General features: G+C 73.0%; 13 protein-coding genes. 12 read left to right on the top strand and 1 reads right to left on the bottom strand.

What is annotated here, in order from left to right; all coding sequences use genetic code 11:
* Position 1 precedes the first annotated feature (1 nt).
* The 8 genes from ACZLKG_RS08065 (at position 2) to ACZLKG_RS08030 (ending at position 8,277) form a co-directional block, all read left to right on the top strand.
* On the top strand, positions 2-340 hold the full coding sequence (locus ACZLKG_RS08065) for a non-heme iron oxygenase ferredoxin subunit (protein WP_425709731.1): 339 nt from the start codon (positions 2-4) through the stop codon (positions 338-340).
* A 31-nt stretch (positions 341-371) separates the two neighbouring features.
* Positions 372-1,130 carry a Fe-S cluster assembly ATPase SufC gene (gene sufC / locus ACZLKG_RS08060; RefSeq protein WP_425709700.1) on the top strand — a complete coding sequence of 253 codons (759 nt, stop codon included), beginning with the start codon at positions 372-374 and terminating at the stop codon, positions 1,128-1,130.
* 8 nt (positions 1,131-1,138) lie between these two features.
* Positions 1,139-2,476, top strand: coding sequence for a SufS family cysteine desulfurase (locus ACZLKG_RS08055; protein ID WP_463648452.1), 1,338 nt, complete (start codon positions 1,139-1,141; stop codon positions 2,474-2,476).
* A 1-nt stretch (position 2,477) separates the two neighbouring features.
* Positions 2,478-2,948, top strand: a complete 471-nt coding sequence (sufU, locus tag ACZLKG_RS08050) for a Fe-S cluster assembly sulfur transfer protein SufU (RefSeq protein WP_425709698.1) — start codon at positions 2,478-2,480, stop codon at positions 2,946-2,948.
* Between the two features lie 53 nt (positions 2,949-3,001).
* Positions 3,002-3,340: a metal-sulfur cluster assembly factor gene (locus ACZLKG_RS08045; RefSeq protein WP_425709730.1), complete on the top strand. Its 339-nt coding sequence runs from the start codon at positions 3,002-3,004 to the stop codon at positions 3,338-3,340.
* 494 nt (positions 3,341-3,834) lie between these two features.
* Entirely contained in the window at positions 3,835-4,905 is a 1,071-nt protein-coding gene (locus ACZLKG_RS08040) for a hypothetical protein (protein WP_463648451.1), read from the top strand.
* Between the two features lie 167 nt (positions 4,906-5,072).
* Complete coding sequence (locus ACZLKG_RS08035; RefSeq protein ID WP_463648450.1) at positions 5,073-6,482, top strand: SMP-30/gluconolactonase/LRE family protein; 1,410 nt, start codon at positions 5,073-5,075, stop codon at positions 6,480-6,482.
* A gap of 274 nt (positions 6,483-6,756) precedes the next feature.
* The gene (locus ACZLKG_RS08030) at positions 6,757-8,277 is read left to right on the top strand and encodes a hypothetical protein (RefSeq protein ID WP_463648449.1); all 1,521 of its coding nucleotides are present in this window, start codon (positions 6,757-6,759) and stop codon (positions 8,275-8,277) included.
* Positions 8,278-8,423: 146 nt separating this feature from the next.
* On the opposite strand, the gene ypfJ is transcribed toward ACZLKG_RS08030, so the two are convergent.
* Entirely contained in the window at positions 8,424-9,314 is an 891-nt protein-coding gene (ypfJ, locus tag ACZLKG_RS08025; RefSeq protein WP_463648448.1) for a KPN_02809 family neutral zinc metallopeptidase, read from the bottom strand.
* A 223-nt stretch (positions 9,315-9,537) separates the two neighbouring features.
* Here ypfJ and ACZLKG_RS08020 point away from each other — a divergent pair, with 223 nt between their 5' ends.
* From ACZLKG_RS08020 to ACZLKG_RS08005, 4 genes are all read left to right on the top strand, one after another.
* Positions 9,538-10,005, top strand: a complete 468-nt coding sequence (locus ACZLKG_RS08020) for an ArsR/SmtB family transcription factor (protein WP_463648447.1) — start codon at positions 9,538-9,540, stop codon at positions 10,003-10,005.
* The gene (locus ACZLKG_RS08015; RefSeq protein ID WP_463648446.1) at positions 10,002-10,991 is read left to right on the top strand and encodes a cation diffusion facilitator family transporter; all 990 of its coding nucleotides are present in this window, start codon (positions 10,002-10,004) and stop codon (positions 10,989-10,991) included. Before ACZLKG_RS08020 ends, ACZLKG_RS08015 begins: the two co-directional genes overlap by 4 nt.
* Before the next feature lie 160 nt (positions 10,992-11,151).
* The gene (locus ACZLKG_RS08010; RefSeq protein ID WP_463648445.1) at positions 11,152-12,768 is read left to right on the top strand and encodes an ABC-F family ATP-binding cassette domain-containing protein; all 1,617 of its coding nucleotides are present in this window, start codon (positions 11,152-11,154) and stop codon (positions 12,766-12,768) included.
* 187 nt (positions 12,769-12,955) lie between these two features.
* Positions 12,956-13,888: a formate/nitrite transporter family protein gene (locus ACZLKG_RS08005; RefSeq protein WP_463648444.1), complete on the top strand. Its 933-nt coding sequence runs from the start codon at positions 12,956-12,958 to the stop codon at positions 13,886-13,888.
* The last annotated feature ends 1 nt before the right edge of the window (position 13,889 follow it).

Raw genomic sequence — 13,889 nt, 5'->3', positions numbered from 1 at the left:
CATGACCCGTGTCGCCTCCGCGGCCGACCTCGAACCCGGCGACGTCACGCTCGTGACGGCGTCGGGCGAGGACGGCCGCGAGCGACGCATCGCGCTCGCGCGCGACGAGGACGGCAGTCTCCACGCGCTGGACGACACCTGCAGCCACGAGCGGATCTCGCTGTCCGACGGCGAGGTGTTCGACGGGGCGCTCGAGTGCTGGAAGCACGGGTCCGCGTTCGACCTGCGCACCGGCCGTCCCACCTCCCTGCCCGCCACGGTGCCGGTCACCGTCTACGCCCTCGCCATCGAGGGTGACGACGTGCTGATCGACCCCGACACCCACGTCAACGCCGCCTGAGCGGCCGCCCAGAAACGTCAAGGAGCACCACATGTCCACCCTGGAGATCAAGAACCTCCACGTGTCCGTCGAGACCGCGGACGGCCCGAAGCCGATCCTGCGCGGCGTCGACCTCACCATCAACTCCGGCGAGATCCACGCCGTCATGGGCCCGAACGGCTCCGGCAAGTCGACGCTCGCGTACTCCATCGCCGGTCACCCGAAGTACACGGTCACCGAGGGCGAGGTCCTCCTGGACGGCGAGAACATCCTCGAGATGAGCGTCGACGAGCGCGCCCGCGCCGGTATGTTCCTCGCCATGCAGTACCCGGTCGAGGTCCCGGGCGTCACGGTGTCGAACTTCCTGCGCACCGCGAAGACCGCGATCGACGGCGAGGCCCCCGCGCTGCGCACCTGGGTCAAGGACGTCAGCGGCGCCATGCAGAACCTGCGCATGGACCCCGCCTTCGCCCAGCGCGACGTCAACACCGGCTTCTCGGGCGGCGAGAAGAAGCGCCACGAGATCCTCCAGATGGGTCTGCTGCGGCCGCGCTTCGCCGTCCTGGACGAGACGGACTCCGGTCTTGACGTCGACGCGCTGCGCGTGGTGTCCGAGGGCATCAACGACGTGCACGCCGACATCGGCGCCGGGATCCTGCTCATCACGCACTACACGCGGATCCTCAAGTACGTGACCCCGGACTTCGTCCACGTCTTCGTCGACGGCCGCGTCGCCGAGGAGGGTGGCCCCGAGCTCGCCGAGCGTCTCGAGTCCGAGGGCTACGACCGCTTCAGCCCGGTGGGGGCCTGACGACCACGATGAGCTCCACCACCGCCGCACCCGCCACCGGCAGCACCGCTGCCGGGGCGGGTGCGCGCGGCGTCGGCCACGGCTACGACCTGGCCGCCGTCCGCGCCGACTTCCCGATCCTCGCCCGCACGCTCGCGGACGACCGCCCGCTGGTCTACCTCGACTCGGGCGCGACCTCGCAGAAGCCGAGCGTCGTCCTCGCGGCCGAGGAGCTGTTCTACGAGCGGTCGAACGCGGCCGTGCACCGCGGTGCGCACCAGCTCGCCGACGAGGCGACGCAGCTCTACGAGGACGCCCGCGCCACCGTGGCTCGGTTCGTCGGCGTCCGCACGGAAGAGATCGTGTGGACGAAGAACGCCACCGAGGGCCTCAACCTCGTCGCGTACGCCTTCATCAACGCGACCGCCGGCCGCGGCGGGACGGCGTCGAGCCGGTTCGTCCTGTCCGAGGGCGACGAGATCGTCGTCACCGAGGCCGAGCACCACGCGAACCTCGTGCCGTGGCAGGAGGTCGCCGCCCACACGGGCGCCACCCTGCGCTGGCTCGGCCTGACCGACGACGGTCGCATCGACCTGTCGACCCTCGACGTCATCACCGACCGCACGAAGGTCGTCGCCCTCGCGCACGCGCAGAACGTCACCGGTGCGATCAATCCGGTCGCGCCGATCATCGCCCGGGCCCAGGAGGTCGGCGCCCTCACGGTGCTCGACGCCTGCCAGTCCGTCCCGCACCTGCCCGTCGACCTCGCCGCGCTGGGCGTCGACGTCGCCGCCTTCTCGAGCCACAAGATGCTCGGGCCGACCGGCGTGGGGGCCCTCTACGGCCGTCGCGAGGTGCTCGAGGCCATGCCGCCGTTCCTCACGGGCGGGTCCATGGTCGAGGTCGTGCAGATGGAGTCGACGACCTTCATGCCGCCACCGGCCCGCTTCGAGGCCGGCTCCCAGATGATCGCCCAGGCCGTCGGGATGGCCGCGGCCGCCCAGTACCTGGGTGACCTGGGCATGGACGCGGTCGCCGCCCACGAGGCCGAGATGGCCGCCCTCCTGCTCGACGCCGTCCGCGGCGTCGACGGGGTGCGCCTGCTCGGCCCCGACGAGCAGGTCGACCGGCTCGCGACCGTGGCGTTCGACGTCGACGGGGTGCACCCCCACGACGTCGGGCAGGTGCTCGACGCCGCCGGCGTGGCCGTGCGGGTGGGCCACCACTGCGCGCAGCCGCTCCACCGGCGCCTCGGTGTCCACGCGTCCACGCGCGCGTCGGCCGGCCCGTACACCAGCGCCGACGACGTGGCCGCGTTCGCGGACGCGCTCGCCGGCGTTCGACCGTTCTTCGGACTGGGAGGCTGACATGGCGACCGCGATGGAACAGCTCTACCAGCAGGTCATCCTCGACCACTCGCGCGAGCGGCACGGCGCCGGCCTCATCGACCCGTTCGACGGCGAGTCGTTCCAGGTCAACCCGACCTGCGGCGACCAGGTGACGATGCGCGTGCGCCTGGGGAACAACGACGGCGCCCCCGTCGTTGAGCAGGTCGGGTGGGACGGCCACGGCTGCTCCATCTCGCAGGCCTCGATCTCGGTGCTCACCGACCTCGTGACCGGCGAGGAGGTCCGGACGGTCGACGAGATCCACGAGACGTTCCGGGAGCTCATGCACAACCGGGGCGAGGACCTCGACGACGAACGGTCCGACCGGCTCGGCGACGCGACGGCGTTCGTCGGGGTGGCCAAGTTCCACGCACGTATCAAGTGCGCCCTGCTCGGCTGGATGGCTCTGCGGGACGCGCTCGCCCAGGCACTGACCCAGGAGGACGCATGAGCGAGACGACCGACGCCCCGGGCACCACACAGGGGCAGACCTACACGGGCGAGATGGCGGCGCCGGCCCCGGCCGGGCCGACCGCGACGCTCGCCGCCGACGTCGAGGAGGCGATGCGCGACGTCATCGACCCCGAGCTCGGCATCAACGTGGTCGACCTCGGCCTCGTCTACGGGATCACCGTGGACCAGTCGAACCACGCGAGCATCGACATGACGCTCACCTCGGCGGCCTGCCCGCTGACCGACGTCATCGAGGACCAGACCGCGATGGCGCTCGACGGGCTCGTCACGGAGCACCGCATCAACTGGGTGTGGCTGCCGCCGTGGGGCCCGGACAAGATCACGGGCGAGGGCCGCGACCAGCTGCGCGCGCTCGGCTTCAACGTCTGACACGACCCGCCCCCGTCGCCGAGCGTGCGCTCGGGGTTCGTCGAGAGTGCGGCACGGGCCGGCACCCACCCGGGTGCCGGCCCGTCGTCGTGCCCATGGGTCGACTCCCCGTGTCCTCCCGTGCGCGGATCCCCGGTCCGGGCGAGAATGCGCAGGTATCGACCGGACGGACCTCGACGAGGAGCGACGTGCGTAGGACGACCACCACCAGCAGGGTGGCCACGGCACTCCGTGCGGCCGCCGCCGGCCTCGCCGCAGCCCTTCTGCTCGGCTCGTGCGGTGGTGGCGACGACGATCCGGCCGGGTCCCGGTCCGGGTCGTCGTCGTCCCCATCCGGCCCGCTCGAGTCGCCCACAGTCTCCGACGGCGCACGACCGACCGAGTCGGCGAGCGAGGCGCCCGAGGCCCCGTCAGACACCGGCGGATCCGCCGGCGACGGGCCCACGGACGGAACTTCGAGCGGCTGGGCGCGGGGTGATGTGCACGAGGTGCGGGTGCTGGACACGGCCGGCATCGAGCAGACGCCGGGCTGGGTGGCTTCGCTCGCCGCCGCCTCGGACGAGCCGCTGCCCGGCGCCTGGGAGCTCGTCCCGGGCGGCCGGTCCGGCGAGGCACCCCACGCGCGCGCCCTTGCGCCCGACGGCGCCGTGGTGGGCTGGGACGTGGGCTCCACCGGCCAGGGTTCCTGGAACCTGTTCCGTCACCGTTCGGACGGCACCACCGAGCACCTGGTCTACGAGCTCGAGGGGGAGACCGACATCGGGGTGGCGGACCCCGAGCAGACCGTGGTCGACGACGCTGCCGATGCGTCCGGGAGCATCGCCTGGCTCGCGCGCGCGACCGACGGCTCCGGGTCCTGGCGCGTCATGTCGTTGGAGCCGGGCGCGGAGGTCGCCGCCGAGGTCGTCGCCTACGAGGGCACGGGGATCGAGGCCACCCGCATCTGGCTGACCGAGGGCGTGCTCGTCGTCGCGGACTACGACCCGGAGGCCGGCGGGCACGTCGTCCGTCCTGGCGAGCCGCCGAGCGAGCTGCCGTTCCAGCTCTCTACGGCCAGCGCATGGGATGCGGGTTCGGGACACGTCGTCGCGCTCCAGGACGGCGGCGCGGAGGGTCTCGACGTGATGGCGCTCGACGTCACCGACTCCGAGGCCGAACCGCGCACGATCGCCACACTCGCCGTCCCCGACGCGGTGGCCGTCCAGTCCCTCGCCGTGACCCAGGACCACGTCATGGTCCTGGTCGAGGACGTCAGGTCCGAGCCCGCCGACGAGTCGGTCTCCGGGCTGCTGGTCCTCTCGCTCGATGACGGCCGGTTCGTGGGCGGGGTCGTCGCCGACTCCCCGCTCGGAGGCGGTGTGGTGGCCGGCGAGCACCTCTGGGTCGCCGCGGGCGACGACGAGGCGGCCGCCGTGTCCGGGCTCTACTCCGTGGACCTGGTGGACGGGACGACGCTCGCCCGTTCCGACTTCCCCGTGAATAGTCTCGCGGCCAACGGAACAGCGGTCGTGGCGAACGAGGTCATCCCTGTCCACCCGCGACCGGCGCTCGTCTGGGTCGACTGAACGACGTCGGCCGATCGACGACGTGCCGGTGCACGTACGACCGGAGGCGTCCACCGGCGACGCGGCGCCGCCGTCGGGTCCTGGTCCCCGGCTCCCGTGTGCACCGCGGCGCCCGGACGGGCGACACTGGGCACACCACGGCCCGACATTCACCGATGAGGAGTGACGTGCGCAGGACGACCACGACCACCGTGCGGGGCACGACCTCCTCCAGGGGCACGACATCCTCGACGGGTACGACCACCGTGACGGGTCCCGCCGGGCGTCGCGCGCGACGCGCGCGGGCCGCGGCGGCCCTCGCTCTCGTCCTGGTCCCCGCCCTCGTGCTCGGCGCCTGCGGGCCGGGGGACGAGGACTCGGCGGCGGACTCGGGCGTCGAGCCCGAGCGCGAGTCGGTGGCCCCGCCCGAGGCCGATGCCGAGGGCGGGAACACCGCGGCGCCCGGCGAGAGCGGCACCGCGGACGCGAACATCGACACGCCGACGGACGCCGCGCCCGCCGGGGCGGGGGCGGCTCTCACCGTCACCGCCGCGGACGGCCATGAGCTCACCGCGGGCTGGACGGCCGACGTGCCCGAGGGCGGCGAGCTGCCCGAGGCCGCCTGGGAGCTGCCGGCCGAGACCGAGGCCGGGGCCCGCCGCACGGACGCGGCGCCCGCCCCCGACGGCAGCGTCGTCGCCTGGCACGTCACGGGCACCGAGGAGGACCTCGACCACACGCTCGTCCGCGAGCAGCAGGGCGGCGAGGCCGAGGAGATCGCCTACGTCCTTCAGGACGACACGGACATCGGCACAGCGAGCGCGCGCAGCACCGACGTCGACGCCGACACCGGGGGGATCGCCTGGCTCGCCTTCGCCGACGACGGCTGGCGGGTCATGCGCCTCGACGAGGGGGCGGGCACCGCCGTCGAGCTCGTCTCCTCCGCCGACGGCACGGTCGCGGAGCCGACGGACCTGCGTGCCACGCCCGACGGCGTCGTCGTCATGGGCGGCGAGGGGGCCGTGCACCACGTGCCCGAGGGCGGCGAGCCCGTCGAGCTGCCCGTCGACGGACGCCCAGGTTCGTGGGACGTCGACGGCTCCACCCTCGTCGCGGCCGTGCCGGTCGACGCGGGCCTGGAGGTCGTCACCGTCGACCTCGGCTCGCCCTCGCCCGAGGTCCTCGCGACCGTGGGCACCGACGCCGCCGACCCAACGGGCCTGCTGCGCGCCGCCGACGGCTACGTGAGCGTCGCGGTCTCGGACGGTGCGTCGCCGGAGACGCTGGGCACCGTCGTGCTCTCGATCGCCGAGGCCGCGTGGACCGGGTCGGTCGGGCCGACCGGGGCGTCGGTGAGTGCGGTCGTCGCCGACGGCCGCCTGTGGGGGACGCTGGCGACCGTCGACGACGCCGGGGACGGGCAGCCGGGCCCGCCGAGCGGCGGGGGCCTGTTCTCGGTGGATCTCGCGTCCGGCGAGGTCCTGGGCGTCGGGTCCGGCACCGCGTACACGGGCATCCGCGCCTCGGGCCCGACGCTGCTCGCCGACGTCGGCGCCGGCGAGCCCGGTGACGACCGGCTGGCCTGGACCGGGTCCTGAGTCGACGCGGGCACGGGGTGTGGTCCCCCCGCCCGCACGAGCGGTCGTCGCGAGCAGGGGCAGCACCCGGCGAAAGCCGCACGGCGCTGCGGCATATCGATGTATGGGCTGGTCCTGGACCAGCGGCAGGGGAGTTGTCCCGCCCCCAGAACTATCCCGACGTGACCCTGCACACCCCCTCAGCCGGTTCCTAGCGTCGTGGACGTGGCCATCACCGAGGTGGCCGAGCACCGGCGTCGCCGATCGGCGACGCGATCGACGCAAGGGGGACACCATGAGCCGCGCGATCCGATCGACCGACCGCCGCCCGACCCTCCACCGACTCGTCGCACTGCCGTTCGGCGCCGAGGTCGTCCTCGGGCTCGGCGCCTGCGCCGGCCAGGACGTCCCGGCGGACGGGCCGCCCGTCGCCGGGGAGGACGACGGCGCCGCACCCGCGCCCGACGCCCAGGACACTCCGGGAAGTGGCTCCGAGGCGCCCGCGCCGGACGGTGACACCGACCCGGGTGACGGCTCCGGACAGACCGCGCCGCCCGCCGAGAGCGACTCCACCTCGCCCGACGACGGCTCCGCCGCTCCGGACGACGGCGTGAGCGGCGCCGGCCCTGCGGTCGGCATCACCTTCACCAACGGTGCGGGTGCCGAGGTCGGTGTCACTGGGAGCCAGACGGCCGACCAGTCGCTTCCCGCCCTCCAGCCCGAGCAGCACTTCGCGGCGGTCACCGGGGGCCCGGACTCCCCGGTCACCGGGATCGCCCCCACGGCCGACCCGTTCGGCACCTACGAGTGGCAGCTCCCGCCCGAGGGCGAGAGCAGCGACGCGGCGCTCGTCCAGCGCACCTTCGACCCCGAGGCGGGTGAGGTGAGCGAGGCGGAGATCGCGACCGGCTCCGGTGGCGAGTACGCGCAGGTGGACCTGCCGGCGGGCTCCGGCACCGAGCAGTACCCGTCCGGGCCGATGCACGTCGGCGATGACGGTGTGCTGACGTTCGCCCTGGGGCCGCGCTCCGACATCGATGGGGTGCGGGCCGAGGAGGGCTGGAGCTACGTCGAGCACGACCCGAGCACCGGCGAGACCCGCACGCTCGTGGACTCGACCGAACTGTCGGTCGACGACACCTATCTGCCCGACACCGAGAACGTGGCTGCCCACGACGGTCAGGTCGCCTTCCTCACCTACCCGATGAGCGAGGTCGGCCACCTGGACCTGTGGATCGCCGACCCGGATGTGTTCGTCGAGCCGCTCAACCTGGGGCCGGCCATGGAGGTGGACTCGAGCCCCTCGCGCACGGCGTGGACCACGAGGAACGATGACGGCAACATCAGCATCATGGCGGTCGGTGATCGGCCGGACGCCGAGGACCCGCAGGAGCTCCTCGAGGTCGATCTGCCCGGCGGGTCGGTGACGGACATCGCCGTGTCCGACCACCCGGTCGCGCCCGACACGGTCCAGATCGTCTTCTCCGTCACGAGCGCGGGTGAGCACCTCGTGTACGTCTACGACGAGGCGTCCGACACGCTCCGTGAGGTCGTCACCGAGGACGCCGCCGACGTGGACGTCGAGTCGGGCGCCGTCGTGATCGGTGTCGGCCGGCCGGAGGAGGGGCCTCAGGCGACCTACCTCTACGACACGTTCGCCGGCGACATCGAGACCCTCTCCTCGACGACGGGCAGCACCGTCGATATTGCCGGGAGCACCGTCGTCTCCACCGGGCCGGGCACCGGCGACGACCCGGCGGGCTCGACGCGCATGGACGTCACGGACATCGTCGGCGCGCTGGAGCCGATCCAGTAGCACCGCTCAGCCGCAGCGCACGCACGAGGGGCACCCGCGAGCCGGGTGTCCCTCGTCGTCGTGCGGGTGCGGACGGGCCCGGCGCGAACGGGCCGAGGCTCCGTCACGCGCGATCCCGCGGGCCCGGACCGGGCCTGCGTGCCGGCTCAGAGCTGGTCGACGGCGAACGTGTCGCAGGCCTGCATGGTGCCGTCCTCGTAGCCGACCGTGAACCAGTGCATGCGCTGCTCCGACGAGCCGTGCGACCACGTCTCCGGGTTCACCTCCTGGCCGGCGCCGGACTGGATGCGGTCGTCACCGACGGCCGAGGCGGCGTCGAGGGCGTCCTGGATCTCCTCACGTGTCGGCTCGACGAGCATGGGCTCGCCGGTCTCCTCCTGCGGGACGCGGGAGGCGTGGTTGACCCACATGCCCGCGTAGCAGTCGGCCTGCAGCTCGAGGCGCACGCCGTCGGACTGCGGGCCGGTGTCCGTGCGGTTCGCCGTCGCCATCACGCCGGTCTCGTTCTGCACGTGGTGGCCGTACTCGTGGGCGAGGATGTACATCTGCGCGAGCGGCGCGTTCTCCGCGCCGAGCTGCGTCTCCAGCTGGTCGAAGAACCCGGTGTCGATGTAGGCGCTCTCGTCGGGCGGGCAGTAGAACGGCCCGACGGCGGACGTCGCGTTCCCGCAGCCCGTGTCCACGCTCTGCTCGAACAGGACGAACTCGGGGCGGCGGTGCTCGATGCCCGCCTGCTCCGGGAGGGTGACCTCCCAGACGTCGTGCAGCGAGCCCCAGGTGAGGACCATCCGGCAGTCGACGTCGGTGTTCGCATCCGCCCCCGTGCACTCGCCGAGCGTCTCCTCCTCGGCAGGCGCGCCGCCGCCACCGCCTCCTCCGATGAGGCCGCCGAGGTCCTGCCCGGTGAGGAGGTAGACGACCAGCGCGACGATCGCGAGCCCACCGCCGCCGGCCGCCACGGTGCCGCCGCGGCCACGCCCGCGCCGCCGGACCCCCTCGCCACCGCCGCTGCCGCTCGCCGAGTCCCGGAAGGTCATCGCGGGCTCCTTCCCGTCCTCGCCGCGCGTGCCACCGGGCGGGACCTCCCCGTCCGGGCCGAGCGAACCTCCGAACAGTAGCGGGGGGCGGCCCGGCCGGCGCGCCGTCGGTGTCCGACACGGCCGGTGGGATCGCACGGCCGGCGACCTCAACCAGCACGTCGGTCCGACGGCAGCGAGCCCGGGCATGGCTTTCATCGTCCCTCAGTGGTATCATCGCCATATGACGATGAATGGTGCGGGGGTCGGCGCGCACGCCGCCCTCTTCCACGCCCTGGCCGAGCCCGCGCGGCTCGCCCTCCTCACGCACCTGCGCAGCGGGGAGCATCGCGTGCGGGACCTCGTCGAGCACATGCACCTCGCGCAGTCCACCGTGAGCAAGCACCTCGCGTGCCTGCGCGACTGCGGCCTCGTCACGGTGCGGGCCGAGGGGCGCGCGTCGTGGTTCTCGATCAGCGACCCGGGCTCGCTGGAGGATCTGCTCGCGAGCGCCGAGCGCCTGCTCTCCGCCTCGGGCGCGGCGCGCACGCTGGCGGACCACACCCACGACGACGACGCGAACCACGCGACGACCGACGACGGGACCCCCGACGGGCCCCCCGACGGGAGCCCGGACGACAGGAGCCCGGGTGACACCGCGCCCGACCGCGAGGCGTCCGGGGCGGAGGTCGGGTCGGGGGTGGCGTCGTGAGCCGGGCCCGGGGGGACGGCGTGCGCGCGCCCGGCGAGCGCGACCGCGACCAGGGCCACGACCACGGCATCGCCTCGGCCGCCGCGGCCGCCGACCCGGCCCTGCGGCGCCGCCTCGTCGTCGCGCTCGTGCTCACGGCCGGCATCGTGGTCGTCCAGCTCGTCGGCAGCGTGGTCACGGGCAGCCTCGCGCTGCTCACGGACACCGCCCACGCGGTGGCGGACAGCGTCGGGCTCGCGGTGGCCGTCGTCGCGGCGACGATGATGGCGCGCCCTGCCACGAAGATGCGGACCTGGGGATTCGCTCGCGTGGAGGTCGTCGCGGCCCTCGGGCAGGCGGTGCTCCTGCTCGCCGTGGGCGTCTACGCGGCCATCGAGGCCGTGCGCCGTCTGCTCGAGCCCACCGAGGTGGCAGCCACCGAGCTCGTGGTGTTCGGCGTCGTCGGGCTCGCGGCGAACCTTGCCGCCCTCGCGGTGCTCACGGGCGGGCGCGAGGCCAACCACAACATGCGGGCCGCGTTCCTCGAGGTGCTCAACGACGCGCTGGGCTCGGTGGCCGTCATCGTGGCCGCGGTCGTCGTGCGCACCACCGGGTTCGACCGGGCCGACGCGATCGCCGGGCTGTTCATCGTCGCCCTCATCGTGCCGCGGGCGTTCCGGATCGTGCGGGACACCGGCCGGGTGCTGCTGGAGTACACGCCGCGGGGCGTCGACCTCGACGACGTGCGCACCCACCTGGTCGCCCTGGAGCACGTGCGCGAGGTCCACGACCTGCACGCCTCCGAGATCGGCACGGGCATGCCGGTGATCTCGGCGCACGTCGTCGTCGACGACCACTGCTTCGTCTCCGGCCACGCGCCCGAGATCCTGCAGAGCATCCGGGAGTGCGTGCGCGAGCACTTCCCGGTGTCCTTCGACCACGCGACGATCCAGCTCGAGACGGCCGCTGCGCGCGAGCGCTCGTGCTCCGGGATGCAGCACGCCTGACCCCTGACGTCACCGAGGGGGCGGGTCGGGGGTGCCGCACGGAACAGGGACCGACCGATATCCGGTGGAGCCCGCCGTTACGATGGTCTGCGGCCATGCGTCCGGCACCTCGCGCTCGATCAGGACCTCCGCCGGCACGCCCGCACCACGAAAGGCCCCCATGATCACCGCCCGAGACGTCTCGGTGTCCATCGGCGCCCGCGAGCTCCTGCACTCGGCGACCTTCCGCATCGACACCGGCATGAAGATCGGCCTCGTCGGCCGCAACGGCGCCGGCAAGACCACGCTGACGAAGATCCTGGCCGACGCCGGGGCCACGAGCGAGACCATCGTCCACACCGGCGACATCACCCGCTCGGGCACCGTCGGCTACCTGCCGCAGGACCCCCGCACCGGCGACCTCGACGTCCTCGCGCGGGACCGCGTGCTCTCCGCCCGCGGCATCGACGCATTGCTCGGCCGCCTCCGCAAGGCCGAGCGCGAGATGGGCGACCTCGACAACCCCGACCGGGCCGCGAAGGCCACCGAGCGGTACGTCCGGCTCGACGCCGAGTTCGAGGCCCTCGGGGGCTGGGCCGCGGAGTCCGAGGCCGCCGCCATGACGTCGGCGCTCGCTCTGCCCACCCGCATCCTCGACCAGCCCCTGCACACCCTGTCCGGCGGGCAGCGGCGCCGCGTCGAGCTCGCCCGCATCCTCTTCTCCGGCGCGGACACGCTCCTGCTCGACGAGCCGACCAACCACCTCGACCACGACTCGATCGTCTGGCTGCGCGAGCACCTCAAGAGCTACCAGGGCGGGTTCGTCGTCATCTCCCACGACGTCGAGCTGCTGCGCGACACGGTCAACACCGTGTGGCACCTCGACGCGAACCGCGGCGAGCTCGACATCTACAACCTCGGCTGGGACGCCTACCTCAGGCAGCGGGAGGTCGACGAGAAGCGTCGTCGCCGCGAGCGTGCCAACGCCGAGAAGAAGGCGTCCACCCTGCTGGCCCAGGCCGACAAGATGCGCGCCAAGGCCACCAAGGCCGTCGCCGCGCAGAACATGATCCGCCGCGCCGAGCGACTCACCTCCGGCCTCGAGGCCACCCGGGCGAAGGACCGGGTCGCCGCCCTGCGGTTCCCGGACCCCGCGCCGTGCGGGCGGACCCCGCTGACGGCGAAGGACCTGTCGAAGTCCTACGGCTCGCTCGAGGTGTTCGCGGGCGTCGACCTGGCGATCGACCGCGGCTCCAAGGTCGTCATCCTCGGCCTCAACGGTGCGGGCAAGACGACGCTGCTGCGCATCCTCGGCGGCGTCGAGCAGCCCGACACGGGCGAGGTCGTGCCCGGGCACGGCCTGAAGATCGGCTACTACGCGCAGGAGCACGAGACCCTCGACACGGACCGGACCGTGGTGGAGAACCTGCGCAGCTCCGCGCCCGACCTCACCGACACCCAGGTCCGCTCGGTGCTCGGCTCGTTCCTGTTCTCCGGGTCCGACGCCGACAAGCCGGCCGGCGTCCTGTCCGGCGGGGAGAAGACCCGGCTCGCGCTCGCGGTCCTCGTCGTCTCCTCGGCGAACGTCCTCCTGCTCGACGAGCCCACGAACAACCTCGACCCCGCCTCCCGGGAGGAGATCCTCGGCGCGCTGTCGACGTTCACGGGCGCCGTCGTCCTCGTCACCCACGACGAGGGCGCCGTGGAGTCCCTCGGCCCGGAGCGGGTGCTGCTCCTGCCCGACGGCGACGAGGACCTGTGGTCGGCCGACTACCTCGAGCTCGTCACGCTGGCGTAGGCGGGCACGGCCCGCGCGCGCCGCAACGGGCGCGGCGCCCGCGCGCCGAGCGGCGGCCTCACCGGACGGCGGTCGGGTCTGAGCGCACTCCGTAACGCGCCGTCGATCGTCCGTGACACGGGCGAAACCTGCCCTCCATAGCCTCCAGACCACCTCGGACCGTCCGGGAGAGTGTGGAGGCATTCGGATGTCGTACGTACGACCTGCTGAACTGGTCGTCTCGCTGGCGGACGCCGGCGAGTCGAAGATCAGGATGAGGACGTCCGACACGGTCGTCAAAGCCGTGATGGGCGGCGCGTTCCTCAGCCTGGGTGCCGCGTTCGCCGTCACCGTCACGGTGATGACCGGCAGCTCGTTGCTCGGTGCCCTGCTGTTCCCGATCGGATTCGTCCTGCTCTACCTGCTGGGCTACGACCTGCTGACCGGGGTGCTCGTGCTCGGCCCGATCGCCTGGCTGGACCGGACACGCGGCATCACCGCCCGCGCCGTGCTGCGCAACTGGGGACTGGTCTTCGTCGGCAACCTCATCGGCGCGCTCATGGTCGCGGTCCTCATGGGCATCGTCGTCACGTACGGCTTCGCCGTGCCGCCGAACGAGGTCGGTGAGGCGATCGGCGACATCGGCCACGGGCGGACCGTCGGCTACTCCGAGCACGGCGGCGCCGGCATGCTCACGCTCTTCGTCCGCGCGATGATGTGCAACTGGATGGTCTCCACCGGCGTCATCGGCGCGATGATGGCGAAGGACCTGCTCGGCAAGGTCATCGCGATGTGGCTGCCGATCGCGCTGTTCTTCTTCATGGGCTTCGAACATTCCATCGTCAACATGTTCCTCTTCCCCTCGGGGCTCCTGCTCGGCGGCGACTTCACGCTCACCGACTACCTCGTCTGGAACGAGATCCCCACCCTGCTCGGGAACCTCGTCGGGGGACTGCTGTTCTCCGTCGCCCCCCTGGTCCTGCTCTACGGGCGGGCGCCGAAGAACCATGCCACCGAGCCGCCGGACGGGCCGGACGTCCTGCCCGCACCCGCGCCCGTCGCTTCCCGGGCACCCATGAGCACGACCGCCGAGGCGCCCGAGCAGACCCGCTCGCCGGTGCTCGTCACCGAGGAGGTCTGAT

It is taken from the genome of Georgenia sp. Z2081 (assembly GCF_055326445.1).
Note: the sequence above shows the minus strand (reverse complement) of the source record. Positions and strands in the feature narration are given on the sequence as shown.

What these genes read in the sequence shown, in the direction of transcription:
- ACZLKG_RS08065 (WP_425709731.1), top strand. Translation starts at nt 2, where the DNA reads ATGACCCGTGTCGCCTCCGCGGCCGACCTCGAACCCGGCGACGTCACG.
- sufC (WP_425709700.1), top strand. Translation starts at nt 372, where the DNA reads ATGTCCACCCTGGAGATCAAGAACCTCCACGTGTCCGTCGAGACCGCG.
- ACZLKG_RS08055 (WP_463648452.1), top strand. Translation starts at nt 1,139, where the DNA reads ATGAGCTCCACCACCGCCGCACCCGCCACCGGCAGCACCGCTGCCGGG.
- sufU (WP_425709698.1), top strand. Translation starts at nt 2,478, where the DNA reads ATGGCGACCGCGATGGAACAGCTCTACCAGCAGGTCATCCTCGACCAC.
- ACZLKG_RS08045 (WP_425709730.1), top strand. Translation starts at nt 3,002, where the DNA reads ATGGCGGCGCCGGCCCCGGCCGGGCCGACCGCGACGCTCGCCGCCGAC.
- ACZLKG_RS08030 (WP_463648449.1), top strand. Translation starts at nt 6,757, where the DNA reads ATGAGCCGCGCGATCCGATCGACCGACCGCCGCCCGACCCTCCACCGA.
- ypfJ (WP_463648448.1), bottom strand. Translation starts at nt 9,314, where the DNA reads ATGACCTTCCGGGACTCGGCGAGCGGCAGCGGCGGTGGCGAGGGGGTC.
- ACZLKG_RS08020 (WP_463648447.1), top strand. Translation starts at nt 9,538, where the DNA reads ATGACGATGAATGGTGCGGGGGTCGGCGCGCACGCCGCCCTCTTCCAC.
- ACZLKG_RS08010 (WP_463648445.1), top strand. Translation starts at nt 11,152, where the DNA reads ATGATCACCGCCCGAGACGTCTCGGTGTCCATCGGCGCCCGCGAGCTC.
- ACZLKG_RS08005 (WP_463648444.1), top strand. Translation starts at nt 12,956, where the DNA reads ATGTCGTACGTACGACCTGCTGAACTGGTCGTCTCGCTGGCGGACGCC.